Consider the following 24213-nt stretch of genomic DNA (forward strand, 5'->3'; position numbering starts at 1 on the left):
GATTGGGAATATAGTGTAGTATCATAAAAAACATGAACGAAACCCTCAAAAAAAGAGCTAACTACTTTGTGGCTATGCGGTTTTGAGCCTAACTTAGAAAAGCTTGGCTACAATGGGTATAGAATGGATGTTCAAACGGGTAAGGTTCAACACTGTGAAGTAAAGCCTCAAAACACTGAAAATACTAAGAAAAAATTAAACGGCGGGGGAAGCTTCAATGACTACACTGAAGAAAGGCTTTTAGCAGATCTTAGAAATAACCCTAATGTTTTGATCTCTGGATTTGTAAAAGGAAAGCTCATCTACATCATAGAGGTTAAGTTCGAGTGCTTAAAAGACAGACTTGAAAAGCTTCTGAAAAAGCGGTTTCCGAGCGGAAGAAAGTCAGGCGAATACTTAAGGTCTGCGAGCTTTTCTCTCAAGGACTACATAAACTGCCCTCACTTTAAGTTAGCGTATCTAAGAAGAGATTGGCAGGATTTTAAAGAATACCTTTCAAAAGACCTTATATCTCTTTTTGAGGTAAAAACATCATGAGCGCTATTGAGAACTTTCTAAACAAAGTGATATGTGGTGATGTTCTACAGGTCCTCAGGGAAATACCAGACAACAGCATAGACTTGGGTATCACTTCTCCCCCCTACAACAAAAAGGAGAAAAACGGTGGATGGTTAGTTAGTAGAGTGATTTACAAGGGCTTTAAAGACAGCATGCCAGAAGAGGAATACCAAGCTTGGCAGGTAGAAGTGCTTAACGAACTCCACAGGGTTATAAAACAGGGGGGAAGCTTTTTCTACAACCACAAGGTAAGGTACGAAAAGGGTAAGATGATACATCCTTTGGAGTGGCTTAGTAAAACCAAGTGGGACTTGTGGCAGGAGATCATATGGAACAGAAAGATAGCAGGCAATATAAGAGGATGGCGCTTTTGGCATGTAGATGAGAGGATTTACTGGCTGGTAAAGGGAAAACCAAAAGAACTAAAACCTGAGCATGCCAAACTTACCTCTGTGTGGGAAATAAGACCTGAAACAGGACACAAGGATCATCCTGCGGTTTTCCCCTTAGAGCTTCCTGTGAGGATCATTTATTCCATTCTTGGACAAGAAAAAGGTGTGGTAATAGATCCTTTTTGCGGGACTGGAACTACCTTAGTGGCGAGCAAATTGCTTGGTAAGGACTACATAGGTATAGATATATCAGAAGAGTATGTGCGCTACGCTCAAGAGAGGCTCGCTCAGGCACACAAAGAGAGACAGGCGGTTCTTAGGGAGATAGCTTTGCATACTACTGAACTCACCTTCAAAGAGAGGAAGAGTATGGGACTCTGGAACAAAAGAAGCTCACGATAAAAATCTTGTTATACTTATAGAATGTTTCCTATAAAGGACATCAATAGGAGCAGAAGTTTTCCTTTGGTGAATCTTCTGATCATACTAATTTGTTCCGCTGTCTGGTTGCATCAGGTTAGTCTTGATGAGGAGGAAATGAACCTTTTTATATACCACTATGGACTTGTACCTGTTGATATCCTTTATAGACCCTACACTTTGATCACTCACATGTTTCTGCACGGAAGCTGGCTACACATCATAGGCAATATGTGGTTTTTGTGGGTCTTTGGGGATAATGTGGAAGATAGGCTTGGGAGGTTAAGGTATTTGGTTTTTTATCTGCTTTCAGGTCTGGGTGCTGCACTTTTGCAAACTATAGTGAGCTTCTTGTTTGGTGGAGCTGATGTGCCTATGGTGGGGGCAAGTGGTGCCATAAGTGGGGTGTTGGGTGCATACCTTTGGCTCTTCCCTCATGCCAGAATATTAGCTTTGGTCCCCATATTTATCTTTTTAACTTTCGTTGAGGTGCCTGCTGTTCTTTTCATAGGTCTGTGGATACTTATTCAAGTGTTTAATGGTATTCTTACCCTTCCTTTTGCGCATGGGGGTGGTGTAGCGTGGTTTGCTCACATAGGTGGGTTTGGTGTGGGATACTTGCTTGTTAGGTTCTTTTACCGAAAGGGGTGGTACTACTTATGATAAGGATAGGTATAACCATAGGAGATCCTGCAGGAGTTGGTCCAGAACTGATCGTAAAGCTTTTGGATCACTTAGATCCCCAAAAAGCTTACATAGTGTACGGTGAGAAAAAGATAATAAAACACGCACAAGAGCTTTTGGGAAAGAGTGTTGAGATGAAAGACATATACACGATAGATGAAGTAAATGCTCCGGGTATTTATATAGCGGACCTTGATATATGCGAAACAGAAAGACCCATGCCTTCTTTAACTTCTGGTAAAGTTGCTGTTGCTTACTTGGGAAGGGCTGTGGTAGATGCTGTTTACCGTAAAATACATGGGCTTTTGACCATGCCTATAAACAAGTTCTGGGCTAAGCTTGCTGGATTTTCTTACGAAGGTCAAACAGAGTTTCTTGCTCAGGCTTTTAGTACAAAAGATTATGCCATGCTCATGTATTCAGAGAGGATAAAAGTGGTTCTTCTTTCTACACACATACCCCTCAGTGAAGCCATAACGCATGTGAAAAAGGAAAAGATAGATCAGAAGGTAAGACTTGTAGTGCGTGAGTTTAAAAGGCTCTTTGGCTATGAGCCATCTGTAGGCGTTCTTGGTTTGAATCCACATGCGGGAGAGATGGGACAGATAGGTAGAGAGGATATGGAAGAGATCCTACCTGCTGTGGAAAAGTTAAAAGGTGAAGGTTTTAAGGTAGAAGGACCTCTCTCTCCGGATAGTGCATTTCTAAAACCTGATGCTTTTGATGTGTTTTTGTGTATGTATCATGACCAAGGGCTTATTCCTTTCAAGATATTTGCCTTTAATGAAGGTGTGAATTTAACCATTGGTATACCTTTTGTAAGAACATCTCCGGATCACGGAACCGCTTACGACATAGCGTGGAAGGGTATAGCGGAAGTCTCATCCTCTTTGAACGCTCTTAAGCTGTGTGAAAAATTGGCAGAGAGATGTTTAGAGTAGTTTACCTTCTTTCTATTTCCTTTATCTGCTCAAGTACTTCTTGAGCTTTCCTTTTATTGTTTGTAGAAATATAGATTTCGTAAGCTCTTTTGAGAAACTCTTTTGCAGAGCTAAGGTCTGATCTATCTCTGTAGAAAAGGCCTAATTTTAAGTATGCATGCGCCATAAGCTGTTTGTCTTTTTGTGCCTTGGCTATTTCCAAGCCTCTTATGAGATATTCAGAAGCACTCTTAAAGTCCCTATTTAACCTATATGCATCCCCCAAATCTATAAGCAAAGCTCCAATAAGTTTTTTATCACCTGTTTTTTCTGCATACTTATAAGCCATCTTATAATTTTCAATAGCATCCTTGTATTTTCCTTGTTTAACATAAGCTTGAGCTATGTTTCTGTAGACTAAAACTCCGTCTTTTGGGTCAGAAATGAAATGTGTGGACTTCTGGTAATACTCTATTGCTTTTGTGTAATCTCCCATACTCTGGTATATATCCGCTATATTTACATTAGCAATAAACTGACCTTTTGTATCGTCTAACTCCCTGCTTATAGAAAGGTGCTTTTGGTGATATTCAAGCGCTTTAATTGTGTCTCCTTTCAGATGATACATAAAGCCTAAGCGATTATAAATAACAGCAAGATCTTCGTAAGATGGTGCCACTTGCTCTGCTTTTTTCATGGTGTTTATAGCATTTTCCAGTTCCCCTTTATGAAGGTATGCCGTACTCAGGCACAAGTAAGGTTCTGCGTTCCTGGGGTAAGCCTCTATGGCGGTTTTGCTTATTTCTATAGCTTTTTGATAGTTCCCAGCTTTTATGTAATGTTGACACTCTTCTGGATAAAAAACCACCTGAGCACACGATGTTAAAAACACAAAGGGCAAAAAAAAGATTTTGTTCCTAAGTTTTTTCACGGGTAAAATTGTATCATGGAAAGCTTAGATTACCAGATTTTTTCAACCCTTGAAAGATGTCTTTCAGAAAGAGGACTCACTCTTGATGAAAGAAGCACAGATAACATCATCAAAGATATAAAAGCTTGGCTCAAGCCTTCTGTAGAGGCAAGGGGTATTATAGCTACCCAAGATGGTAGTTTGACCCTCATAAGCGATAAGTACGGAGAGCCTTACCACAGCTTAACAGCAGGAGCTATAAGTGAGTGTCTTGTAAAGTTTATAGAGCCCTCTCAGATAGTCAAAAAGGCACAAAAGGGAAAGGTAAGAATATTAGATGTGGGGTTTGGTTTAGGTTATAACTTGGCAGTTGCTTTGGAGCGTATAAAAACTGTAAATCCTTACGCGCAGGTGGAGATAATATCCTTTGAAAAGGAACTTCCAGAAATCATACCCCTTTTGCCTGAACCTTATAAAGGCTATCAGAAGCTTTTGCTTGATGGACTTCCAGAATTCTGTAAAGATGGGATAAGTTTTAGGCTTCTTTTGGGGGATGCAAGAGAGAGCATAAGAAAAATTGAGAACTTTTTTGCAGATGCGGTGTTTCACGACGGATTTTCTCCTTACAGAAATCCAGAGTTATGGACCTATGAGTTTTTAAGAGAAATAAAAATACACATATCTTTGGAAGGCATTTGGGTATCCTACACCTCTTCTTTAGCGGTGCGCAAGGCTCTAAAGATGTTAGGCTTTGGTATCGCAACTTCACAAAGCGTAGGGAGGAAAAAAGGAGGCACTGTAGCATCTCTTACCTTAAGGGATCTTCTGACCGCAGAGGAATTAAAAAAGCTAATTACATCACCTTACGCAACACCCTTCAGGGATGAGACGCTAAAGGCAGAGCCTCTTGAGATACTCATAAACTATAGGATAAATGTGGAACTTCTCAAAATGGCCCAGGGCGGAATCGAACCGCCGACACCCCGGTTTTCAGCCGGGTGCTCTACCAACTGAGCTACCGGGCCTTATAAGAAAACATTATAATAGATTTTAAAAAGGATGCGCATAGAAAAGGAAGCAGACCTAACAAACTACACCACTATAAAGATAGGTGGAAAAGCAAGTTTTTTGTGTTTTCCTTCCACCTACGAGGAGGTATATCATGCTATAAGTTTTGCTCAGGATAAGGACCTTCCTGTGTTTTTTCTCGGAAGGGGTTCTAATACCATATTTGGAGACTACAAAGGTGTAGTTATAGTGACGCGAGAGCTCAGAGAAATGAAGGTTAGGCGAGAAGGGGATAAAGTTTATGTGTCTGCAGAGTGCGGGGTGCTCCTTTCACAGCTCATCAAACTTGCAGTAGATATGAACCTACAGGGTATTTACAGGCTTGCGGGTTTTCCTGCCACCGTAGGTGGTGCTGTTGCTATGAATGCAGGAGCCTTCGGCTGTGAAATATCCCAACACATAAAGAGCCTTTTGGTTATGGCTTGGGACGGCACTATAGAAAGGTTTTCTGCTGAAGAACTTAGCTTTGGATATAGGTCTTCTCCTTTTCCAAAGATGGGTATAGTGCTAAGAGCTGATTTTGAGTTTGACATTGCAGATTTTGATGTAAAAAATGAGTACCAACTTATAAAGGAAAGGCGAAAACGCACACAACCCATAAACATGCCCACTTCAGGCTCTACTTTTAAAAATCCCCCTGGTACTTACGCAGGAGAGCTTCTTGAAAAAGTGGGTATGAAAGGTTATAGGGTAGGTGATACCGCTCTTTCTGACTTGCATGCCAACTTCTTAGTGAACTTAGGAAGAGGTAAATTTACAGAAGTGATTAAGATACTGCAAGAAGCCAAGAAGAGAGTTTACGAAGAATTTGGCATAGAGCTTGAAGAGGAGGTAAGGCTAATTGAGAGTTGTGGTGCTTATGGGAGGTAAGTCCCAAGAGAGGGAGATCTCCATAAAAACAGGAAATGCCATCTTGAAAGCTTTGAGAGAGTTAGGACACGAAGCTATTCCTCTTGACTTAGACGAAACCCTCTGCCAAAAACTCCTTGAGCTAAAACCTGATAAGGTGTTTATAGCACTTCACGGCACTTACGGAGAGGACGGAAGAGTGCAGGGACTTCTGGATATCCTCGGTATTCCCTACACAGGCTCAGGAGTTCTGGGTAGCTGTCTTGCCATGGACAAGGAGATAACCAAAAAGATACTTACCTATCACCATATACCAGTACCCAACGGAGTGTGTGTGCGCAGAGGTGAGGAAATAAACTGGGACAAGTTCCCAGCCATAGTAAAGCCGGCAGATCAAGGCTCAAGCGTAGGGCTCTATTTAGTAAAGGAAAAAGAGGAGTTAAACTCAGCAATAAGAAAAATCTTTAACATTTCCCAAAAGGTACTTATAGAGGAGTATATAGAAGGTAGAGACATAACAGTAGGTATACTCAAAGATCAAGCCCTACCACCTTTAGAAGTGCGCCCAAAAAGAAACATTTATGACTATGAGAGCAAATACACTAAGGGTATGTCTGAGTATATCTTTTTAGAAGACGATGAGCTAATAAAAAAGCTTCAGGATATAGCTTTAAAAGTGCACAAATACTTGGAGCTCAAAGATATATCAAGGATAGATTTTAGACTTTCAGAAGATGGTACTCCGTATGTGTTAGAAGCCAATACCATACCCGGTATGACGGAGCTAAGCCTATTTCCTATGATGTGCATGAAAAAAGGCATTGATTTTAAAAGAATGGTACATATGTTATTATTTTAAGCTATGAAAAAAGAGGGGAAGAGCACGGGGAGTAAGTATACTGGGGTAAGCTATGTCTTGGCAATGGTTTGGATCTCCTCCATGGCTCTGGCGGGTTTTTTCCTGCCTGTTTTTGTGGATACACTACCCTACTTCAAAGTGAAAGCCGTTGAGGTAGAAGGCAATACCACCATACCAACCTATGTATTTTCCGAGGCGGTAGTGGAACTAAAAAATAACTGGCTTTTCATAAATGAAGGCAGGCTCTTAGATGTTCTTAACACCCTCACGGGTAATTCCGTAGAAGATGTGAGAATAGATAGGATTTTTCATAAGGATGGTGTTTTTTTAAGGCTACATGTGAAGGAGAGAACACCTTTTATAACTGTCTTTGAAGGAAAAAAGACTGTTTTTTTCGATGATAAAGGCGTACCTTTTTTTTCTAAATACATTACAGAAAAGAAACCTTACATATACACGCACAGTGTAAAACTCGTAAAAGACAACTTTTCTGTATTGAAAAACTTGGTAGAAGTGTGTGAAAATCATCTACCTTTAAAGGACATTTATTTGAGCGATGTAAGTACTTTTGTTTACACAACTGATGACACCAAAGTACTTCTTCCTCCTTTAGAGCAAATAGACCAGGACATTTTAAAAAGATTAGAGCGTATCTATAATATAAGTATGAAGGCAAAAGAGATTGACCTAACAACACAAGGCATGGCAGTAATAAAAGGTGGGGAGTAATCATGAAACTAATAACTTCCTTGGATATAGGTACCAGTAAGGTTGCCCTGCTTGTAGGTGAAGTGGACAGTTATGGAGATATACACATAGTGGGTGTGGGAGAGGTGCCATCAAAAGGTATAGACAGGGGATACATAACAAGGTTGGACCTTGCTGTCCATACCATACTGAGTGCTCTAAAAGAGGCTCAGGAGATGTCTGGTGAGCGCATAGACACTGTTGTTATAGGCATTTCTGGTCCTAACATAAAAAGCCAGAATGAGAAAGATACCATAAGTGTATCACCGCAACCCATAGAGATAGACCATCTGCACATAGACAGGCTCATAGAAAGAGCCATAACCAGAGCTAAGGAAGACGGATTTGAGGTAATAAGCGCCATTCCTAGGAAGTTTGTATTGGACGACCAAGAAGGGGTTATAGACCCAGTGGGACTTTTGGGTTCAAGGCTATCTGCAGAGGTGCATGTAGTCAAGGTAGGCAGTAGCATGCTGAGAAATCTTGAAAAAGCCATCGCTTCAAGCGGACTTAAGATCGCTAACAGATTTTTATCTTCTATAGCTTCTTCAGAAGCGGTGCTAACGTTGGAGGAAAAAGAGGAGGGTGTGCTTCTTTTAGACATGGGTGCAGGGCTTACAGATTTTATACTTTACGCTGAAGGTTCACCCATTATGACGGGAAGCGTCCCCATGGGAGGCATAAACATAACAAAAGACATAGCACACTTTATGAAGATCACAAGCGAACAGGCAGAGAGGATAAAGATAGAGCAAGGCTTTGCCATAGCGGACCTTGTGAGCGAAACAGAAAGGATTAAAATAAAACCCAGAGGAGAGGAAAAGGAAACCATGATAAGTAAAAAACAGCTGGCGGAAGTCATACAGATAAGGCTTGAGGAGATCATGGACAAGGTCTTAGAACTCATGAGCTCACAGGGGATAAAGCTTGACTCGGTAAACGCAGGTGTGGTGATCACGGGGGGGTGTGCTAAACTTGCTGGTATGAGGGAGTTTCTTGAGAGGTACTTTGACCTTCCTGTAAGGGTGGGATATCCTACTGGTGTGATAGGACTAAAGGAGAAGATCCAGGATCCGTCCTTTTCTACAGGTGTAGGTCTTCTCAAGCTTGCTTACGAGGAACAGTTTTCAGGTAAAAAAGACCTATTGCGGAATTCTCAAGAAAATAGCGTGGTAAAAGGAAAAGTGGATGTTAGGTCTATTTTCACCAAGATAAAGGATTTTTTTAAGGATGTAATATAGGAGGTAAAAAGATATGGAAAGCGTTAATCCTACACGTATAAAAGTGTTCGGTGTGGGTGGAGGTGGTTCAAATGCTGTAAACCGTATGTACCTTGATGGAATAGAAGGTGTGGAACTCTTTGCCATAAATACGGACATACAGCATTTAACCTCACTGAGTGTACCTAACAAAATACAGATAGGAGAAAAAGTCACAAAAGGATTAGGTGCGGGGGCAAAACCTCAGATAGGAGAACAAGCAGCTCTTGAGGACATAGACAAGATAAGGGAGGTCCTCAGAGGTACAGATATGCTCTTTTTGGCGGTAGGCTTAGGTGGTGGTACGGGAACGGGTGCAGCACCGGTGATCGCAGAAACTGCCAAGGAGATGGGTATCCTCACCGTTGCGGTGACTACCAAACCCTTCTCTTTTGAAGGTCCCAAAAGAATGCAGGTCGCTTTAGAAGGCCTTGAAAGACTAAAGGATGTGGTAGATACTTACATAGTCATAAACAACCAGAAACTTGCAGAGATGGCAGATAGAAACTTTAGTATAAAAGATGCCTTCAAGATGGTGGACGATGTGCTCTCAAAGGCGGTAAGAGGTATAACCAGTATAGTGGTGACACCTGCTCTTATAAATGTAGACTTTGCAGATGTGAGAACTGTTATGGAGAAAGGAGGACTTGCCCTTATTGGTATGGGAGAAGGAAAAGGCGATGGCAGAAGAGACTATGCCATAGAGCAAGCCATAACAAGTCCTCTCTTAGAAGGCAACAGTGTTGAAGGTGCCAGAAGACTCCTCATCACCCTTTGGGTCAGTGAGGATGTGCCTTTCAGAGATGTGGAAGAAACCATAGGCAGGATAAGAGAGTCAGCTCACGAAGACGCTCTCATAATATTCGGTGCTGTGCTGGAGGATACAAAAGAAAACTTTATGCGCGTTGCGGTGGTTGCAACGGATTTTGAGGATGCACAAACTCACACACACCTTAAGGTGGTTAAAAAACCAGAACCTAAGGAGATAAAGAAGGTAGTCCCAGAAACCATCATAGAACCAGTACAGCCAGAGATAGAGGACATACCTGCGTATCTAAGAAGAAAGAGAAAGCTATGAGAAGAGTAGAGACCAAAAACAAGGCTCTATCCTTTATCTTGGGTTTAGTTTACGGCTACAAAAACGCTCCAAGCATAGAACTTTTTGTAAAGGACCTAAAAAGCTTTTCTCAGGACCTGCATAAAGATGACAGGGTTTATTACCTAAACAGACAGACAGGAGAACTTTTCCCACACTTTTGCGAGAGCATCACGCACGTCTGCGTTATAAGGGAAGATAAAATTAATAAAAAAGTGGTGTTATTTGTGTATAAAAATAAAGTTAAATAAAAGTATTGACTTTAAATCTCAAGAGCTTTAACATTAGCCTATGCTTTTACTTCTCCTGCTTTTTGCCTTATCTTGGGGAGGAGAGTTAGATAACTTAATATCTTACGCCCTTGAGAACTCACCAAAAGTAAGGCAATACGAGAGATTAAAAGAGAGCATAAGATACAAAGAAAGGTATTCAAAAACTCTTCCTAATCCCACTATCTACGCTGGTTTTAACAACTTACCTTTAAACAAGCCCTACCCCAACTCAACAGAGCCCATGAGTGGCTTTGTAGTAGGATTCTCTCAAACTTACATTCTGCCTGTAAAAAGAGACCTTGAAGCTTTAATAACAAAAAACAAAATGCTTGAGGTGGAAAAAAGTATAGAAGTTATCAAGAGAGAGCTAATAAGAGACATAAAAATTACTTATCTTGAATGGACGTATACCTTTAAAAAGGAAGAGATTCTTAAGTCCATAGAAAAAGAGCTAAATAACCTAAAAAGGATAGCGGAGGAGAACTACAAGTATCAGAAAGCCAATCTTGCAGATATCCTCTCCGTAGAAGCAGACAAAATAAAGCTGATGAGAGAAATATCAGACTTGCATTATCAAAGGGAGATATACAAAAATCGCATAGACTACTTAGTGGGTAAAAGCTTTGAGCTAAAAGGTGAAGAAGTAAATTGGGATACTCCTAACTTTGAAGGAATAGACCTAACCAGAAGCCCGTACCTTAGGGAAAGGTATGCGCAGTTAGAGAGTCTAAAGTTAGAGCTAAGGAGAAAAAGAGTGGAATACCTGCCAGACATAGAACTTATGGTTGAATACATGGCAAGGCCTTCTTTAAGCGACATGTTTAGTGTAAGGCTTGGTTTTACGCTTCCTATATACAAGTCAAGCAAGGAAAATATGATGGTTTTGGAAAAGCAGGAAGAGATAAGATCAAAGGAGGAGGAAATAAGGGAACTACAGCTTGAGCTAAAAAGACAGCTTAAAGACCTCAAAGTAGAATACGAAAAAAACAGAGAACTTTTGGAACTTACACAGAAACTCTTAAAAGAAAAAAGGAACGAACTTAGGGCTCTGGAGCTTTCTTATAGCTTTGGGAAAGCAGACTTTAGGGACATTCTGAGGCTTTACAGGGAAGTATGGGAGCTGGAACTTGGCAGGCTTGAACTGGAACTAAGCTTGAAAAAGCTGATACCTCAGCTGGAGGCACTTCTATGAAAAAGTTTATACCTTTGGTGCTTTTGGCTTTACTTGTTGTGCTTGGTGGTGTCTTCTTCTACTTAAATAAGAAAGGAAACAAGGGAGAGATACCTTCAGGATATGTAAAGGTTCTTTCTCTTTCTGAGGAAGGCAAAAAGATAGACCTTTACGCTCGGGATGGGAAGCTCCAAGTTGGTAAAAACGAACTTTTTATTGTGGTTAAACCTTCAGGAAGTATAGAAAGCCTTTATTTTTACATGCCACCCATGCCTGGAATGGGTGAGATGAGAGAAGATGCTTTGCTACAAAAGGTAAAAGAAGGAGTTTACAGAGGACAGGTAAACATAAGTATGGCTGGACAGTGGCAGTTAGTGGTTCAAACAGATGGTAAAGTTATAAAAAAGACCCTTTCCATACCTTTGAAAGCCTCAAGCTCCGAAGAAAGTAAGACAGAAGGTATAACTATTGACCCGCAAAAGCTTCAGCTTATAGGCATATACACTCAGGAGGTGAGAAAGCAAGAGTTGATGGATAGCTTTAACGCTGTAGGGTATGTAAGTTATGACCTTTCAAGGGTTTATGAGATAACTCTCAGGAGCGATGGGTGGGTGCTTGATACATTCGGAAGATTTGAAGGAGAGCTTATAAACAGGGGCACACCCCTTATGAGGGTAGTAAACCCTGATGTGCAGATAGCAAAAGAGGAGCTAAAGCTTGCTAAGGAGCTTGGAAGGAAGGATCTGGAAAAAGCGGTGCTTGAAAAATTAAACTACCTGAAAGTTGGCGAAGTTATAACATCTCCTTATAGGGGTGTTATTTTAGAAAAGAAGGTCTATGCGGGAGGCTACACCAAAGCGGGCGATACAGCTTATAAAATTGCTGACATAAGCAGTGTGTGGGTTATTGCAGAGGTACCTCAGGAATACTCAAGCCTTGTAAAAAGGGGCACTCAGGTGCTTATAAGTCCAGTGGGTAGCGAAGAGAGCTTTACGGGAAGAGTAGACTATATCTTCCCAGAGGCGGACAGACAAGCAAGGACTATAAAGGTACGAATAAGCATACCAGATAAAGAAACAAAGCTCAAGATAAACCAGTTGGTGGATGTTTACTTTGAAAAGCCTTTGGGAGTTGTGCTCGCGGTGCCTTCATCTGCTGTTGTAGATACAGGCAAAAGGCAGGTGGTTTTTGTAGAGAAGGAGAGGGGCGTATACGAACCAAGATATATAAGAGTAGGAAGATGCACTCAGGACATGTGTGAGGTTCTTGAAGGTCTAAAAGAAGGTGAAAGGGTTGTGGTAAAGGGTAGTTTCCTCTTAGACTCAGAGGCACAGATAAAGGGTCTTTACGGAGAGGAAGCAAAAAGCCATGAGCATCATCATTAAAAAGGAGGTGTGCATCATGATAAAGTCTTTAATTGTCGGCGCTCTATATGTATCCTTTGCAGTTGCTTATGCGGAGGAAAGCCATCAACATGTTCCTCAAAGTCAGCAAGAACAGTCAATTTCCATGATGCTTATGCACAAAGATGCTGTAAGAAAGGCTCTGGAGAATAACCCACAACTTAAAAAGCAGATGGAGGAGGTGTTCAGATGAAGGTGTTAATACTCTTACTTATGTTTCTTTTCTCCTTCTCTCATGAGATCCACCAAGGCAAAGAAGATGTAGAGTATAGCACTATAACCTATCCGACTATTGTAAAACTGCATCCACCTGCGGTTCACTTTGGGATTGTTTTGCCTTTTACTACTTTGCTTGTTGGTGCTTATCACGTTTTAAAAGGAAGAAGGTTTGAACCTTTGATTTCTATACTGAGTTTCCTTACGCTATTCTCCTTAACACTTTCCCTTTTAACAGGATACTTTATACACGAAAATATAGAAGGCATTATCCCTCAAAAACTAGCCATGGATCTCTTACACCTGCATCAGAAAGTAGGTTTTGTATTGCTCTTTATTTCTTCTATTGGTTTTTTAACAGCAGTTTTATACCATATGATAAAACGCAAGGTTCTTATGTACCTTTTCTTAATCGTAAACTTAATTCTCTGCATTGGCGTTTGGTACCAAGGATACTTAGGTGGCAGGTTAGTGTATGAGTATTCAGTGGGAGTACCTGTGGAGGTAAAAAGATGAGAACTTTACTTTTGATACTGCTTAGCCTTTCCTTAGTTTTTGCACAGCCTAAGGAACCACCTAAAGGAACAAGATGCGTGGTGTGTGGTATGGATGTAAATATAGACCCCAGGCTTACCTCTCAAGTGAAACTCAAGGACGGTATGTACAAGTATGCTGAGTCTCCCAAACACATACTTGAGTATTACCTTGAGAACAAGGATAAAGTAGCGGAGCTTTGGGTTAAGGATTACGAAAGCGGTAAGTGGATAGATGGCACAAAGGCTTATTATGTGGTGATCAAGGAAGGACCTATGGGATATGACCTTGCCCCCTTTCAGAGCAAGATAACTGCCCAGAAGTTTGCAAAAAGAGGAAAGATATACCAGCTTAGAGACATAACAAAGGACTTTTTACAGCACCTTGAAATGGGACACATACGCTAAAAGAGGAGGTGATGAAGATGATGTGGGATATGCACGGAATGGGATGGGGTATGGGCATCTTTTATCTGTTAGCGGTTTTGTTTCTGATCCTTGGCATACTTGCTTTTGCCAAGTACCTGCTTAAAGGCTGAAGCATGAAGCACCATCATCACCAACACAAAGCGCACACAGAGCACACAGAACACACAAAAGATATAATGTGGAGGGCTATAATCTCAACTCTTCTGACTGTGCCTGTTCTTCTTTACTCAAAGAGCTTTCAGGAGCTTATAGGTTTCTCCATGCCATCTTTCCCCGGCAGTGAGTGGATAGTACCTATTTTCTCTACCATAGTGTTTCTTTACGGTGGCACATTTTTCATAAAAGGTATGGTACAAGAGCTTTCTCGTAAAAAACCCGGTATGATGACTCTTGTAGGACTTGCCATCTGTGTAGCCTTTATCTACAGCATGTCAACCACTGCCTTCGGCGGTATGGATTTTTTCTGGGAACTTACCACACTCATAGTGATCATGCTGTGGGGACATTGGATAGAGATGAGGTCAACTCTTGGTGCAAAGAAGGCTGTGGAGGAAATGGTAAAGCTTATGCCTACAAAAGCTAATCTTATAAAAGATTCTCAGATACTTGAAGTTCCTGTATCTGAGCTAAAACCCGGAGACCTACTCCTTGTAAAACCCGGAGAAAAAATACCCACAGACGGCACCATAGAGGAAGGTGTATCTCATGTGGACGAATCTATGCTTACCGGTGAATCTAAACCAGTAATGAAGAGCGTGGGTGATAAGGTTATAGGTGGTTCTATAAACATGGAAGGTGCTATAAAAGTTAGGGTTGAAAAGACAGGTGAAGAAACATACTTAAGTCAGGTCATAAAGCTTGTTAAGTCCGCTCAAGAATCAAAGACAAGACTTCAAGGCGTTGCAGACCAAGGAGCTTTCTATCTCACCGTTATTGCAGTCAGCGTTGGTGTCCTATCCTTTGCTTTTTGGCTTTACCTGAAAGAAGACTTTCAGTTTGCGGTGGAGAGGGCAGTAACAGTTATGGTTATAGCCTGCCCACATGCTCTTGGTCTTGCAGTACCCCTTGTAGTTGCCTTTTCTACATCTTACTCTGCAAGGAAAGGCATACTTGTAAAAAATAGGCTGGCCCTTGAAACCTTAAAGGATGTTCATGCGGTTGTGTTTGATAAAACGGGAACTCTTACAGAAGGAAAATTTGGAATAACCAACGTATTATCTTCAAAACTTTCCGAGGATGAGCTTTTGAGGTTAACTGCAAGTATTGAAAAAGTATCGGAACATGTCATAGCGCGTGCTATAGTGGAAACTGCAAACTCAAAAGGATTAAAGCTTGAGGAAGTTGAGGACTTCAAAGCAGTGCCTGGAAAGGGTGTGGTAGGTAAGGTAAAGGGTTATCACATAGCAGTAGGTACAACACTACTTATGAAAGATCTGGAAGTAAAAGAAGACGAAGAGCTTCTAAAAAGGATTAAAGAGCTTGAATCCGAAGGTAAAACAGTAGTTTTAATAGCAATTGATGGCATGCTCTCTGGTGTTATAGCTTTAGCGGACAGAATAAGGGAGGCATCTTACTTGGCAGTTGGTGAGTTAAAAAGAATGGGGAAAAAAGTCATCATGATCACGGGCGATTCAGAAGAGACTGCACGTTATGTGGCCAGGGAGCTTGGAATTGACGAATTTTTCGCAAGGGTACTTCCTCACGAAAAGGTTCAAAAAGTAAAGGATCTTCAATCAACGAGTATGAAGGTTGCTATGGTAGGTGATGGCATAAACGACGCTCCTGCACTGATCCAAGCTGATGTGGGTATAGCCATAGGTTCTGGTACCCATATAGCCATAGAAAGTGCGGATATCATACTTGTGAGGAACGACCCGCAAGATGTGGTAAGACTCATAAAGCTTTCGGAAGTAAGTACGAGAAAGATATTACAGAACCTCTTTTGGGCAACAGGCTATAATGTGGTTGCCATTCCCTTGGCTGCTGGAGTTTTTATCCCGTGGGGTATTGTCCTAAAACCAGCAGTAGGAGCGGTTCTCATGGGCGTAAGTACACTCATCGTTGCTATGAACTCCCTGCTTTTGAGGAGGTCACTGTGGGACTGATCCTGCGCTACAGGTTTGTGGTCATTGTTTTTCTCGCCTTTATCTTCCTCTATGGTCTTAATTCCATCAAAAATACCCCTTTGGATGCTCTACCGGATCTTACAGATACGCAGGTCATCATATACTCTGAATGGATGGGACAGGTACCACAGGTGATAGAGGATCAGCTTACATATCCTCTTGTCTCTTCCATGCTTGGGCTTCCAAAGGTTAAAGCGGTAAGGGGCTACTCTGTTCCTAACTATTCATTAGTTTATGTAATATTTGAAGACGGTACTGACATATACTGGGCAAGGTCGCGAGTTCTTGAAAAGCTATCTTCCGTGATAAACCAGCTCCCACCTCAGGCAAAGGTTCAATTAGGACCGGACGCTACGGGTATAGGCTGGGTGTATCAGTACGCTCTGTACTCAGAAAACAGAAGCCTTGATGAACTTTTAAGCCTTCAGAGGTTTTACATAAGGTACGCTTTGCTTTCTGTTCCCAACGTGGCAGAAGTAGCAGATGTAGGAGGTTTTGAGAAAGAATACAGACTTATCCTAAAACCTGAGCACCTTATGCATTACGGTGTATCCTTAGAGGATGTCATTAAAGCTATCAAGGGTTCAAACCTTGAAACGGGTGGTAAGTACGTGGAGGTAAACGGCAGGGAGTTTCTCGTCAGGGCAAGGGGTTATGTAAAAGATAAGCAGGACATAGAAAAAGCAGTGGTTAAAGAGGTAAACGGCATTCCCATAAGAGTAGGAGATCTGGGAAAGGTCATAGAAACACCCGCTTTGCGTATGGGGACCGCAGACTTTAACGGTCTTGGCAACACGGTAGGTGGTATTGTGGTTGTACGCTACGGAGCAGATGCTTACAAGACCATTCAGGAGGTCAAAAAGAAACTTGAGGAGATCAAAAAAGGGCTTCCTGAAGATGTAAAAATAGTTCCCGTCTACGATAGGTCAGACCTCATACACAAGGCGGTAAAGCACCTTTGGAGGGTGTTGATAGAAGAATCCATAGTGGTAGTGTTAGTTATAGGTATTTTCCTGCTTAGTATAAGCTTGAGCTTGGTTTTGATAATCTTTTTACTGCTTTCTCTTTTTGGCACTTTTATCCTGATGAACCACACGGGTATAAATTCCAACATCATGTCCCTTGGTGGTATAGCCATAGCTATAGGCACTATGGTGGATGCGGGTATAGTGCTAGTAGAAGCCTTCAGCAGAGAAAGAGAGGAAGGCAAAGACCTAAAAACAGCCATAATAGAATCCTCTTCGGAAGTAGGAAAACCCATATTTTTTGCGCTTCTGGTGGTTGCTGTTTCATTCCTTCCCATGCTTGCTCTAAAAGGGCAAGCGGGTAAGCTCTTTGGTCCTCTGGTGCTGACTAAAACTTTTTCCATGCTGGTTGCCTCTTTATTATCCCTTTTAGTTTTTCCTACGCTGCTTTACTACTTGGGTAGAGGTAAGATATGGCCTGAACACAAAAATCCCATCGTCAATGCACTTATAAAAGCCTACACACCCCTTTTTAAGGTCTCTATAAAGCTAAGATACCTTATCCTTGTGCTTGTGCTTTTGTCCTTCCCCCTGACCTACCTGCTCTATAAAAGTATAGGTAGGGAGTTCATGCCAGACCTTAAAGAAGGCACCCTTCTTTACATGCCCATTACCGCACCCGGCATATCCATACAAGAAGTCCAAAGGCTCTTAACTCTGCAAGACAAGATCATAAAGAGTTTTCCAGAAGTAGATACGGTTTTTGGAAAAGCAGGGAGGGCAAATACACCCACAGACCCAGCACCCCTCTCCATGATAGAGACCACCATAACCCTAAAACCTGAGAGCCAATGGCGTTCGGGAATGACCTATGAAAGGCTCATCTCTGAGCTTGACAAAGCTTTACAGTTCCCCGGTGTTGTAAACAGTTGGACTATGCCTATAAAAGGAAGAATAGACATGATTAGCACAGGCATAAGGACCCCTTTGGGTATAAAAGTTTTTGGGAAGGACATAGAAACTTTATCTACCTTAGTGCTTGAACTTGAAAAAGCACTCAGAGGCATGGAAGGTGTAATGAGTATATACGCGGATAGGCTTACAGGTGCTACTTACTTTGAGATAGTCCCAGATAGAGACAAACTGGCGCTGTACGGTTTGAACTTAGAGGAACTAAGCTCTGCGGTGGAGAGCTTACTTGCCAACAGCCCCATTTCTGTTTATATCTCTGGAAGAGAGCGCTACGGTATAACCGTTGGTGTTCCAAGAGATTACAGACAAGATATAGAGAATTTGATTTTGCCCCTTGGCGACAAACTCGTGCCACTAAGAGCGGTTGCGCAGGTAAAAAGGGTGGAAAGTCCCATGGAAATAAAATCAGAAAATGGTTTGCTTACCGCTTACATATACATAACTCCAAAGCCATCTGCTGACTTGGAAAAGATAGTCAAAAATGGTGAAAGAAGGATAAAGGAAGGAATAACCCTTCCTGCAGGATACTACTATCAGTGGAGCGGACAGTTTGAGTATTACCAAAAAGCCATGGAGGACTTAAAAATAATAGTGCCCCTTGTTTTGCTTCTGATAGTGGCCCTCGTTTATATGAGTCTCGGTAGAGTATTTGAGACCTTTTTGGTGCTTCTTACCCTTCCGTCTTCTTTGCTGGGTGGCTTTTTGCTCATGTACCTTTTGGACTATAAGCTTTCTTTGGCAAGTGTGGCTGGTTTTTTAGCTCTTTTGGGAATTGCAGCAGAAATGGGTATAGTGATGGTGGTTTATATAATGAAGTCCTTGGAGGAAAGAAAGGACAGGAGCTTTGAAGAGGCCATATACGAAGGTGCGGTAAAGAGGATAAGACCCAAGGCTATGACTATGATGGCCATTGTAGCAGGTTTGTTACCAGCCATATACCTAAAAGGTGTTGGAGCGGAGGTCATATCCCGAATAGCCCTACCCATGTTGGGTGGTGTAGTTTCTGCCTTTTTAACAGCACTACTCGTTTTACCAGCGCTTTATAGCCTCAAACACCGCAGTTAGATTTTGAGTATAACCTTGCCAAAGTGTTTTGATGCTTCTAAATACTCGTGTGCTTCGCGTGCCTGTGAAAGATGAAACACCTTGTCCACTACTGGCTTTAAAAGTCCCCTTTCAAAAAGCTCTGATATCTTCAAAAGGTCAGCAGATGGTCCCATGTAAGTGCCTATGAGCTCTATCTCCCTTACGAATAAGTACCTTATATCTATGTTTGCATTGCTTCCTGTGGTAGTCCCAAAGAACACTAACTTGCCACCTTTTTTGAGACACTCTATACTTTTTGAGAAAGTTTGTTCTCCCACATGATCCATCACCACATCAACACCCTCTTTGAAAACCTCCCTTACCCTCTTGGGCACATCTTCCTGATAGTGATTTATCACCAAATCAGCACCCAGATCTTTGCATCTTCTTGCCTTTTCCTCACTTCCTGCGGTAGCTACAACAAAAGCGCCCATCAATTTAGCTATCTGAATACCTGCCACACCTACACCCGAAGAGCCAGCCCATATGAGCACTTTGCTGTATGGTTTTATCTGTCCCTTCCTTACAAGAGCGTTCCAAACAGTTAAAAAGGTAAGAGGGTAGCTTGCAGATTCCTCAAAGCTCAAGTTCTTAGGTTTTGGGATAACATTCCTTGCTGGCACTTTCACATACTCCGCATAGCCACCCTTTGTCTTAAGACCCAGTATATCGTAATACCTACACAAGTTATCCCTACCAGACAGGCACTCATAACAGACACCACAGGAGAGACCCGGAGAGACTATCACCTCATCTCCTTCCTTTACGTTTCTTACCAAATTTCCCACCCTTTCCACAACACCACTAACATCCGAACCCAATATGTGAGGAAGTTCAGGCTTTATGGCTAAAGCACCCTTTCTAACCCAGATATCAAGATGGTTTAGAGCGGTCGCTTTTACCTTGATGAGCACCTCATCTTCTCTTATCTCTGGCATTGGGAAATCTTCTACATAATCAAGATGCTCTACTCCCCCAAAGGCTTTGAGTAGTACTGCTTTCATAATGTTATTTTACCACACTCTTTGATTTTTCTTCAAGCAGTTTCTTTAGGCTTTTTGCTATTTCCTTCATTACAGGTTCAAACTTGTCTTTTAGTTCATAAAGAGCGCCATAGAGCTCATCAGAGGATACCTCCCAGGTGCTTATGAGCTTGTTTTTAAGCTGTGTCATCTTAAAGATGTCCATGTAGTAATCCTGAGGTATAACGCCTATCTCCACAAGTTTAGAGAGGCAGTCATCTCCGAACTTTTTAACACCAAACTTAGGGGCAAGATGTTTGCATATGTCAAAGAGGCTATCGTAAGCAACCTGATAAAAATACTTGACTCTATCGTAATACATGGGCTTTTCCCTGAATTCCTGTATACCCTGAGATAAGACAAATTCTATTTTCTTCACAGAGTCCTTTATGTGCTTTGCCTTTTCGTTAAGGAGGTCAAAGTCTATAAGAAGATAATTACCAGTAGTCTTTTTTATGTAGTCTACTACAGCCTGAGCGTAATTTTTAAACACAACTAGGTTTTCTTTCAAAAAGTCGTAAAGTTCTTCTGGCGATACAGTGTCTTTTAGGTCTCTATACTTGAAGTAAAACTCGGTGAACTTCTCAAGTGTCTGTATGTCTTGCATACCTATGTGCTGAGCTAATTTGACGAGACAGTCTTTAGATGTAGTTTTAAGTCCATAGAGGGTAGAAAGGTGTCTACAGGGCCTCATACAACTCTCAAAGGCTAAGTTAAAGTCCACGCGCACCTTATCAAGGACGAGCTTATTACTCACAAACTCTTCCTTTGGGAGGGAGAGGTTCTTTTTAAGGTCTACATATGCCTTTTCAAGGTTTTGAAAGCTCTCTAATATGAGGCTTATTTTAGGGCTCTTTTTCATGATTTATAATATACGCTAAGTTCTATGAAAGTCTCTGTGCTTGGCGGTGGTAGGTGGGGCACTGCACTTGCTACGCATTTAGGAAGGTTAGGCCACGAAGTTTTAGTTTACGAAAGAAATGAGGATGTAGTAAAAAAGATCAACGAAGGCAGGCATCCTTACATACAGGATATAACACTCAGCAATGTATCAGCTACGCAGAATTTAAAAGATGCGGAAAGCCATTCAGATTACTTGGTAATAGCTCTTCCTGTGCAGGCAATTAGAGAAGTCATCAAGCACATAGACCTTTCAAAAAAGGTGGTTATATCCGCATCAAAGGGCTTAGAGGTAGGCACTTACAAAAGGGTGTCCCAAATAGTTAAAGAGATTCACAGTTCTGCTGTGGTATTTTCTCTTTCTGGACCTTCCTTTGCGTCAGAAGTGTCAAAGGGCCTGCCTACCGCTTTGGTGCTGGCAGGTGAGGAGTTAGAGGAGCTAAGAAGGGTAAGAGACATATTCTTTTCTGAAAACTTTAGAGTTTATCTCTCTACAGACATTATAGGTGTGGAGCTTGGTGGAGCGTTAAAAAACGTAATTGCCATAGCGTGCGGTATATCTGATGGACTAGGCTATGGTGAAAACGCAAGGGCAAGTCTTATAACAAGAGGTCTTGCGGAGATGGTAAGAATAGGCATAAGCTTAGGGGCAAAAAGGGAGACTTTTTATGGGCTTTCTGGTATGGGGGATCTCTTTCTCACTGCAAGTTCAAGCCAATCAAGGAACAGAACTTTTGGTTTTTTGCTAAGTAAAGGATTAAAACCAGAAGATGCCTTCAGAGAGATAGGACAGGTGGTAGAAGGTGCGCATACTGTAAAAGCGGTAAAAAAACTTTCAGGAGAACTAGATATATACACTCCCATATGCTTGGCGGTTTATCAGGTAGTGGTTGAAGGTCAGGACCTTTATAAGATAGTAAGATCCCTCCTTTTGAGGCCTCCAAAAGAAGAGTTTGAAAACCTTTAGGATAATTTTTTTCTGACTTTTTGCAAGAGGTTGTGAGCGAGTCTTGTAGGTTCTGGTATTCGGTAAATGGAGGTTTTAAGCACAAGCTCAATAGCGGTCTTTAGGCTTATCCTGTGTCCTACAGACACATAGATGGGTTCTGTATCATCCCTTGTCCTGAGGACCGCACCCAAAATGTTCCCTCTGTATGTCAGGTAAGACCAACTTCCCCTTTTTGTAGATGGCTCCTTGTAGTATCCAAAAAGCTTAGTCTTTGCAACACCAACACTTACGCTCTGCGTGATCACACCAAAGTGTGAAGCTATACCGCATCCTCTTGGATGAGCTACACCTTGTCCATCTATAAAGTAAACATCAGGTTTCTTTTTCGCCCTTTGGTGTAAACTCAGCATCAGGGGAAGCTCCCTAAAAGCTAAAAAGGTGGGTATGTAAGGGAAATCCACTATACCCTCAACCACATCTTCATAAATGGGTTTTAGTGTGTTTATGTCTATCACTACCAAGCTTGCCCAAGCCTTTGTAGGGTTATTCCTTATATCTTGAAAAGTGAGGTCTATGCCTCCTACCGTGCGAATTTCCTGAAAGTCATCTTTCTGCACTACCTTTTTTGCACACTCTTGCTGAATCCTCTTTAGTTCTTCAAGGTCCATCACTTGCTTTGGTTTCCCTCAAGCAGTTCTTTCAAAGGTGGGATATTTTTAGGTATCTGTGGCTGTTGCTTATCAGCGCTTGACCTTCTTGAAAACTTAAATTCTTCTACTTTGACCTTCCCATCTTCCCTTATGTACATCTTACCCTTTCTTATGTCCAATATGCTGTGAAAAGGTTCTCGCTTCAGCTTCCCACCATCTTCGTAAAATACATAACCTTTATGTCCCACCTTCACATAGCCTACAATCTCTTTCTGCTGTCCTTTTGTGCTTTTTGAAAGACTTGGAAAAACATCTTTCTTCATTATACTTTCCACCTCATCTGCCAAAGAAAAACCTATTAAAGAAAGAACCAACAGAAAAAGACGCACACTACTATTATGCTCTGTTTTACAAAGCATGTCAACTTTTAGATTCTCAAATATAATATTAGCATGAGGTTTGTTAAGCTTCATGGTTCTGGAAACGACTTTGTTGTGTTTGATAACAGACAAGGTGAGGTGTACGATTTTGTGAAAAGCCTAAACTTAAGTTTAAAGGAATTTGTTGTCAAGGTTTGTGCTTTTCATACGGGTGTAGGTGCGGACGGACTCATACTCATAGAAAATCCGGAAAACTATGAGAATCACTTCAAATGGCAGTTTTTCAATTCTGACGGTTCTGTGGCAAGTATGTGTGGTAATGGCTCAAGGTGTGCGGTGCGTTTTGCTTACGAAGAAGGCATAGTGGATAAGCAAGTAAGATTTGAAACCTTAGCGGGGGTTATTCATGCAGAGGTTTTGGACGAGGGCAAAAGGGTAAAGGTGCTATTAACAAAGCCTAACGGTTTAAAAGATGTGAGCCTTAGAGTAAGGGGTACAAGTGTGGAAGGAAGTTTTATAAATACGGGCGTGCCACATTTTGTCATGCTGGTTGACAACCTTGAGAGCTTTGATGTGATATCTTACGGAAGGGAGATAAGATTTCATCAGGTTTTTGAGCCAGGCGGAACTAATGTGGACTTTATAAAGGTAAACTCAGAAGACAGCATAAGCATAAGAACCTATGAAAGAGGTGTAGAGAATGAAACCTTAGCCTGCGGAACCGGTGCAGTAGCCTCAGCCATAGTAGCCTACAAAAGGGGACTTGTTAAGAGAAAACCTGTAGAGGTAAGAACAAAAGGAGGAGATATCCTAAGGATAGACTTTGACGATGACCTAAGCAGAGTGTTTTTAGAAGGTAGCGTATATAAGGTGTTTGACGGATTTTTGCACAAAGAAGCCTTTTACTATTAAAATGAAAATAGCCTTTATATGCACGGGTAATTCTGCCAGAAGTCAAATGGCAGAAGGATACGCTAAGTATTTTGCAAGACTCTACAGAAAGCAAGTAGAAGTTTATTCTGCCGGTTCCTTCCCTTCTTCAAGTGTCCACCCTTTAGCCGTTAAGGTAATGCAGGAGGAAGGTATAGACATCTCTTCCCAATACCCAAAAACCATAGAATCCATACCTTACAAAGAGCTTGACATGATCATAACCCTTTGTGGAGGTGCATCAGAGAACTGTCCTTATGTACCGGGAACCGTGAGGTATCATTGGGGTCTTGAGGACCCTGCAAAAGAAGGAACCATTGAAGCTTTCAGAAAGGCAAGAGATCAGATAAAGCAAAAAGTGGAAGACCTTATCAAAAGCCTATAAGTAATGGTAAAGTTATACACGGTCGTCATATTCTCTGCAACTCTTTCATTAGTCATAACTAA

Annotated in this window: 25 protein-coding genes, 1 tRNA gene and 1 pseudogene; 21 read left to right on the forward strand and 6 right to left on the reverse strand. The window is 41.5% G+C overall.

The features are described 5' to 3' along the window. Window positions 1–66: 66 nt before the first annotated feature. From CP948_RS00315 to pdxA, 4 genes are read left to right on the forward strand one after another with little or no spacing between them, the layout of a single operon-like run. Window positions 67–537, forward strand: coding sequence for a hypothetical protein (locus tag CP948_RS00315; protein ID WP_096599921.1), 471 nt, complete (start codon window positions 67–69; stop codon window positions 535–537). After that, window positions 534–1352: a DNA-methyltransferase gene (locus tag CP948_RS00320; protein WP_096599923.1), complete on the forward strand. Its 819-nt coding sequence runs from the start codon at window positions 534–536 to the stop codon at window positions 1350–1352. Before CP948_RS00315 ends, CP948_RS00320 begins: the two co-directional genes overlap by 4 nt. Before the next feature lie 21 nt (window positions 1353–1373). Further along, window positions 1374–2033: a rhomboid family intramembrane serine protease gene (locus CP948_RS00325; protein WP_096599925.1), complete on the forward strand. Its 660-nt coding sequence runs from the start codon at window positions 1374–1376 to the stop codon at window positions 2031–2033. Further along, on the forward strand, window positions 2030–2995 hold the full coding sequence (gene pdxA, locus CP948_RS00330) for a 4-hydroxythreonine-4-phosphate dehydrogenase PdxA (RefSeq protein WP_096599927.1): 966 nt from the start codon (window positions 2030–2032) through the stop codon (window positions 2993–2995). The genes CP948_RS00325 and pdxA overlap by 4 nt, the downstream gene beginning before the upstream one ends. Window position 2996: 1 nt before the next feature. Here pdxA and CP948_RS00335 read toward each other — a convergent pair whose 3' ends face one another. After that, on the reverse strand, window positions 2997–3905 hold the full coding sequence (locus tag CP948_RS00335; RefSeq protein ID WP_096599929.1) for a tetratricopeptide repeat protein: 909 nt from the start codon (window positions 3903–3905) through the stop codon (window positions 2997–2999). 15 nt (window positions 3906–3920) lie between these two features. Here CP948_RS00335 and CP948_RS00340 point away from each other — a divergent pair. Further along, window positions 3921–4682: pseudogene (locus CP948_RS00340) on the forward strand (tRNA (5-methylaminomethyl-2-thiouridine)(34)-methyltransferase MnmD); the annotation flags it as partial. A gap of 154 nt (window positions 4683–4836) precedes the next feature. On the opposite strand, the gene CP948_RS00345 reads toward CP948_RS00340, so the two are convergent. Then, window positions 4837–4909: transfer RNA gene (locus CP948_RS00345), tRNA-Phe, on the reverse strand. A gap of 34 nt (window positions 4910–4943) precedes the next feature. Between CP948_RS00345 and murB the strand changes: the two genes are divergently transcribed. The 13 genes from murB to CP948_RS00410 all read left to right on the forward strand — a co-directional run bounded on the left by murB (window position 4944) and on the right by CP948_RS00410 (window position 18914). Continuing rightward, entirely contained in the window at window positions 4944–5822 is an 879-nt protein-coding gene (murB, locus tag CP948_RS00350; protein ID WP_096599931.1) for a UDP-N-acetylmuramate dehydrogenase, read from the forward strand. Then, complete coding sequence (locus CP948_RS00355) at window positions 5803–6660, forward strand: D-alanine--D-alanine ligase family protein (RefSeq protein ID WP_245810059.1); 858 nt, start codon at window positions 5803–5805, stop codon at window positions 6658–6660. Before murB ends, CP948_RS00355 begins: the two co-directional genes overlap by 20 nt. 3 nt (window positions 6661–6663) lie before the next feature. Further along, window positions 6664–7389 (forward strand): cell division protein FtsQ/DivIB, encoded by a 726-nt coding sequence (locus CP948_RS00360; protein WP_096599936.1) that lies wholly within the window; start codon window positions 6664–6666, stop codon window positions 7387–7389. A 2-nt stretch (window positions 7390–7391) separates the two neighbouring features. After that, window positions 7392–8648, forward strand: a complete 1257-nt coding sequence (gene ftsA, locus CP948_RS00365) for a cell division protein FtsA (RefSeq protein ID WP_096599938.1) — start codon at window positions 7392–7394, stop codon at window positions 8646–8648. A gap of 13 nt (window positions 8649–8661) precedes the next feature. Then, window positions 8662–9744, forward strand: a complete 1083-nt coding sequence (ftsZ, locus tag CP948_RS00370) for a cell division protein FtsZ (RefSeq protein WP_096599941.1) — start codon at window positions 8662–8664, stop codon at window positions 9742–9744. Then, the gene (locus CP948_RS00375; RefSeq protein ID WP_096599943.1) at window positions 9741–10013 is read left to right on the forward strand and encodes a hypothetical protein; all 273 of its coding nucleotides are present in this window, start codon (window positions 9741–9743) and stop codon (window positions 10011–10013) included. Before ftsZ ends, CP948_RS00375 begins: the two co-directional genes overlap by 4 nt. A 40-nt stretch (window positions 10014–10053) precedes the next feature. Then, window positions 10054–11226, forward strand: a complete 1173-nt coding sequence (locus CP948_RS00380) for a TolC family protein (RefSeq protein WP_096599945.1) — start codon at window positions 10054–10056, stop codon at window positions 11224–11226. Beyond that, window positions 11223–12590, forward strand: a complete 1368-nt coding sequence (locus CP948_RS00385) for an efflux RND transporter periplasmic adaptor subunit (RefSeq protein ID WP_096599947.1) — start codon at window positions 11223–11225, stop codon at window positions 12588–12590. The genes CP948_RS00380 and CP948_RS00385 overlap by 4 nt, the downstream gene beginning before the upstream one ends. 16 nt (window positions 12591–12606) lie before the next feature. Next, window positions 12607–12801: a hypothetical protein gene (locus CP948_RS00390; RefSeq protein WP_143441260.1), complete on the forward strand. Its 195-nt coding sequence runs from the start codon at window positions 12607–12609 to the stop codon at window positions 12799–12801. Then, entirely contained in the window at window positions 12798–13340 is a 543-nt protein-coding gene (locus tag CP948_RS00395) for a DUF2231 domain-containing protein (protein WP_096599951.1), read from the forward strand. Before CP948_RS00390 ends, CP948_RS00395 begins: the two co-directional genes overlap by 4 nt. After that, window positions 13337–13765 (forward strand): nitrous oxide reductase accessory protein NosL, encoded by a 429-nt coding sequence (locus CP948_RS00400; RefSeq protein WP_096599953.1) that lies wholly within the window; start codon window positions 13337–13339, stop codon window positions 13763–13765. The genes CP948_RS00395 and CP948_RS00400 overlap by 4 nt, the downstream gene beginning before the upstream one ends. 134 nt (window positions 13766–13899) lie before the next feature. Then, the gene (locus CP948_RS00405; protein ID WP_096599955.1) at window positions 13900–15891 is read left to right on the forward strand and encodes a heavy metal translocating P-type ATPase; all 1992 of its coding nucleotides are present in this window, start codon (window positions 13900–13902) and stop codon (window positions 15889–15891) included. Next, window positions 15882–18914: an efflux RND transporter permease subunit gene (locus CP948_RS00410; RefSeq protein WP_096599957.1), complete on the forward strand. Its 3033-nt coding sequence runs from the start codon at window positions 15882–15884 to the stop codon at window positions 18912–18914. Before CP948_RS00405 ends, CP948_RS00410 begins: the two co-directional genes overlap by 10 nt. Here CP948_RS00410 and CP948_RS00415 read toward each other — a convergent pair. Together CP948_RS00415 and CP948_RS00420 are read right to left on the reverse strand one after the other, a co-directional pair. Beyond that, window positions 18911–19939: a zinc-binding dehydrogenase gene (locus CP948_RS00415; protein ID WP_096599959.1), complete on the reverse strand. Its 1029-nt coding sequence runs from the start codon at window positions 19937–19939 to the stop codon at window positions 18911–18913. The two genes, CP948_RS00410 and CP948_RS00415, sit on opposite strands and share 4 nt — an antisense overlap. A 4-nt stretch (window positions 19940–19943) precedes the next feature. Next, window positions 19944–20819 (reverse strand): DUF86 domain-containing protein, encoded by an 876-nt coding sequence (locus tag CP948_RS00420; RefSeq protein ID WP_096599961.1) that lies wholly within the window; start codon window positions 20817–20819, stop codon window positions 19944–19946. A gap of 24 nt (window positions 20820–20843) precedes the next feature. On the opposite strand from CP948_RS00420, the gene CP948_RS00425 reads away from it, so the two are divergent. After that, a complete protein-coding gene (locus CP948_RS00425; RefSeq protein ID WP_096599963.1) occupies window positions 20844–21824 on the forward strand; it encodes an NAD(P)H-dependent glycerol-3-phosphate dehydrogenase in 981 nt (326 codons plus the stop codon). Here CP948_RS00425 and CP948_RS00430 read toward each other — a convergent pair. Further along, on the reverse strand, window positions 21821–22474 hold the full coding sequence (locus CP948_RS00430) for an endonuclease V (protein ID WP_096599965.1): 654 nt from the start codon (window positions 22472–22474) through the stop codon (window positions 21821–21823). The two genes, CP948_RS00425 and CP948_RS00430, sit on opposite strands and share 4 nt — an antisense overlap. Continuing rightward, window positions 22474–22845, reverse strand: coding sequence for a hypothetical protein (locus tag CP948_RS00435; protein WP_245810026.1), 372 nt, complete (start codon window positions 22843–22845; stop codon window positions 22474–22476). Before CP948_RS00435 ends, CP948_RS00430 begins: the two co-directional genes overlap by 1 nt. Before the next feature lie 63 nt (window positions 22846–22908). Between CP948_RS00435 and dapF the strand changes: the two genes are divergently transcribed. Together dapF and CP948_RS00445 are read left to right on the forward strand one after the other, a co-directional pair. After that, window positions 22909–23748, forward strand: coding sequence for a diaminopimelate epimerase (gene dapF / locus CP948_RS00440; protein WP_096599967.1), 840 nt, complete (start codon window positions 22909–22911; stop codon window positions 23746–23748). A gap of 1 nt (window position 23749) precedes the next feature. Further along, entirely contained in the window at window positions 23750–24151 is a 402-nt protein-coding gene (locus CP948_RS00445) for an arsenate reductase ArsC (protein ID WP_096599969.1), read from the forward strand. The last annotated feature ends 62 nt before the right edge of the window (window positions 24152–24213 follow it).

Origin of the sequence: Hydrogenobacter hydrogenophilus (genome assembly GCF_900215655.1) — a bacterium.
Classification (GTDB): Bacteria; Aquificota; Aquificia; order Aquificales; family Aquificaceae; genus Hydrogenobacter; species Hydrogenobacter hydrogenophilus.